At 37.4% G+C, this 3,166-nt stretch carries 4 protein-coding genes; all 4 read right to left on the bottom strand.

Translation table 11 applies throughout. From position 1 onward, the window contains the following. Nucleotides 1–461 precede the first annotated feature (461 nt). Nucleotides 462–902 (bottom strand): hypothetical protein, encoded by a 441-nt coding sequence (locus KKG99_14370; GenBank protein MBU1014179.1) that lies wholly within the window; start codon nt 900–902, stop codon nt 462–464. A gap of 1 nt (nt 903) precedes the next feature. After that, nucleotides 904–1,806, bottom strand: coding sequence for an RHS repeat-associated core domain-containing protein (locus tag KKG99_14365; GenBank protein MBU1014178.1), 903 nt, complete (start codon nt 1,804–1,806; stop codon nt 904–906). 31 nt (nt 1,807–1,837) lie between these two features. After that, on the bottom strand, nt 1,838–2,290 hold the full coding sequence (locus tag KKG99_14360) for a hypothetical protein (GenBank protein MBU1014177.1): 453 nt from the start codon (nt 2,288–2,290) through the stop codon (nt 1,838–1,840). A 107-nt stretch (nt 2,291–2,397) separates the two neighbouring features. After that, nucleotides 2,398–3,166, bottom strand: a 769-nt coding sequence (locus KKG99_14355; GenBank protein MBU1014176.1) for an RHS repeat-associated core domain-containing protein, incomplete at its 5' end; no start/stop codon positions are given.

The raw sequence follows: 3,166 nt of genomic DNA, 5'->3' as shown, positions 1-3,166 counted from the left end.
ATCCTGCGAACCGTCGCCCATGAGGGGCGAGATGGCCTCTTGCTGAGGCCAGCTTCGCGGATTTTCTGCTGTTTTTTCATTCACCCCGGCGCTGCCCGCCGTTCGCGCGTGGCTCGCGCACCCGACCCGGGAACAGCGAGAAGTGTTTTTTGGGTTATACTTTTCATTTTCAGGAGTTGACCCCGTTACCGTGCGACTCCCCCCCCCGCTACCGCGCGACTCCCGTCGCGTGGTTCTATAAATCCCTCCGCTGGCGTAGATTTGCAATCTGTGCCACAAAACACGTTTCATATTCAGTTAATTACAAATATTTCCTGCCTGCCCATTGGTAATTTTCTTTAATCAGGTAAAAATAGTTTTTTGTGATAGATTATTTTACAGGCACGGATTACAAATCCGCGCCAGCAGGGGAATATTGCTGCTCTATAAAGCAAAAAGCCCGGCAGTGCCGGGCTCTATACCTAATCTTTAGTATCTTTATAATTAACCTTAATCCTAGTTCCTGTATTAAGGTTTTTTTCTTGTTCATATTTTGTTGCCAGTTGAATAAAGCAAACATTCTCTCCTAAATCAGGTCTTTGATGTGCAAGTATTCTTTTGTATTTAAACTTTGAGGTATCAATATTAGATGATTGAAAATAACCATCCCCAGAAAGAATACTTACTTTTCCATTACCTTCAAATTTCAAGTAACCAGAAAAACCATCATTTATCCCAGAATACTCCACCCATATTTTAGGAGAATCGCTATCAATCCTATTATAATAAAAAGTCGTTCTGTCTCTTTTATCAACTCTTTTAATTACAGTATTGTCATACCTATAGGTAATCTCTGTTGCTGTATCATTACAAGAATTTAACATAAAGGCAAATAATAATAGCACAATTAGTTTCTTTCTCATTTTATTTGTTTTTAATGTATTGCTTACCTATATCAATTGAACGTTGGCTAAGTTTATCTTCGCCATATTTTCCTATCAAATAGGCTGCACCTAAACCTGCCGCGGGATTAATTAAAGTCAATCTACCAACGGCACCTGTGACCAATCCTGTTAAAGGTTTGCTGTTTCCTGTCATATTATACGCACCAAAACCAAACTGTGCGATAGGCGCAATGCCTGACATCTGAGCTACTGCTCCTGCTGCAAAGTTTCCCGCATCCCTTGGAGAAGCATATTTGCCAAAAAGTTTCGAGCCGTTTGTTGTATTACTCTTTAAGTCCCAATCACCATTAGTCCCTGCTTTACCCGCATATTCTTTTAATGATGGGTCTGCATCAAGTATTCCTTGCACTTTATCGGTTAATTCAGTAGAACCAAAATCAATCTTGATATCAGCTGCCTGAACTTCTCCTGTTTCATTATACAAGCTTTGGTCAGCAAAACTTAATGAATGTAATGATTCACCCATTTTTTCCCCACCAGCGGAGGTATTATCAGCACTATAATTCTTTTCAACATTCTTTGCTGCTTCATCTCCTTTTCCTGAATGTTTATATACTCCGTTGTCTCCATCATCATAAACAGCAAGAACATTACCGTCTTCATCTGTATGAGTAGACTCAAGCATTCCTGTTGGGTCTGTATATTTCATAGGATTATTATACCCATATCGGTAAGGTGTCCAATCATAAGCTACTTCTGCCAATGGGTCAGCTGTTGTAAACCTCCCCAACGTCGGGTCATAGAATCGTGCGCCGTAATCCAACCACTTCCCCGGCATCTCCTGTTCTTCTTTGCCATTGTATTTGTATTTGTTGGGCACTACGATGCCCTGGCTTGAGGTGGCGTTTTTAGTGAGTACCATGCCAAAGGGTAATAATCGTTGGCCTGCAATTTTATTTTATTGAGATGTCAAGTAAATAGTCGATTTTCTCATTAGAGAAATGTTGGCTTAATCTTCCATGAGCATCTTTTACTCTGATTGGTAAAACAGATCGAAACGAAAGGATTGAATCTTCAAATGGATAATAGGTCTCAAAAAGGAATAGTTTACTGGCCGTATCTTTAATAATATATTGAAAATCTTGGATATCATTGCAGTACAAACTATCTAACAATAAGATACTCGAATCTGAATCAATAAATTCATAAAAATAGCTTTTTGGTTTACTATCATAGATAGAATCATCAAACAATTGTATATGTAGGTAATGATTCAATTGAACTGTATCAAGCTTATTAACAAAGTAACCTTCTCTATTACTATAATTTGCGTTACAAATTGCCAATGAGGAAATATTGTTTCCATAAAAATACAAATGCGATTTAATACAATCACTAGTATACATTAATTTTAAATTATTGAATTGTATATAATAATACACATTTGTAATAATTAAGATTAATAATATAAACATAAGTACATGATATTTAGTATTTTTCATAATGTGAACAATTATTTAAATTTATGATTTCTTTTATCACTTTCTAATTTTTTTCTTGTTCTAACAGAATCTTTTAAGGTTGTAATACTCGTAGCATCTCCTGAAGATGATCCATCAAAACCTCTTACTTTATATCTAATTGTCACTCTTCTTGATGAATCAACAACCGGTTTCGATTCAGCTTCATCAGTTTTATTATTAGCATCAATTTTAATTTGCGAATCCTTGGCTTCATGTTTGCTTCTATCATTTGCATTTGATATACCACCAAAGATACTAAGTGCATCTCTAATAAAACTCATTAATTTGTTGGTTTTAGACACTCCAACAGATGGCAGTAAACCATCAACATTTCGATCAGAACCATCACCCTTCCTGCTATCATTATTTGTGCCCGCATCTTTATCAGTTGTTAGGTGTAACCCTCCTTTGTTATTTTCACTTGCTCCGGTTACCTCAACTTCGTCAGCATTTGATGTAACACTACTTCCATCATCCATCACTACAACATCATCTTTTTTTATAGGGGTATCATTATTAACGTTTACAGTATCCATCCCAAATGGATCAATGTAAAGGAGTGGGTTATTAAGTGCGTAATTATAGGGGGTAAAATCAAAATGATTTTCAGCCAACGGGTCCACGCTGTGCCACCTCCCCAACTGTGGGTCATAAAACCTCGCCCCATAATCCAACCACTTCCCCGGCATCTCCTGTTCTTCTTTGCCATTGTATTTGTATTTGTTGGGCACTACGATGCCCTGGCTTGAGGTGGCGTTT

Source organism: Bacteroidota bacterium, from assembly GCA_018816945.1.
Classification (GTDB): Bacteria; Bacteroidota; Bacteroidia; order Bacteroidales.
Note: the sequence above shows the minus strand (reverse complement) of the source record. Positions and strands in the feature narration are given on the sequence as shown.

Excerpts from the sequence above, each read along its gene's own strand:
- KKG99_14365 (MBU1014178.1), bottom strand. The coding sequence starts at position 1,806 with ATGGTACTCACTAAAAACGCCACCTCAAGCCAGGGCATCGTAGTGCCC.
- KKG99_14370 (MBU1014179.1), bottom strand. The coding sequence starts at position 902 with ATGAGAAAGAAACTAATTGTGCTATTATTATTTGCCTTTATGTTAAAT.
- KKG99_14360 (MBU1014177.1), bottom strand. The coding sequence starts at position 2,290 with ATGTATACTAGTGATTGTATTAAATCGCATTTGTATTTTTATGGAAAC.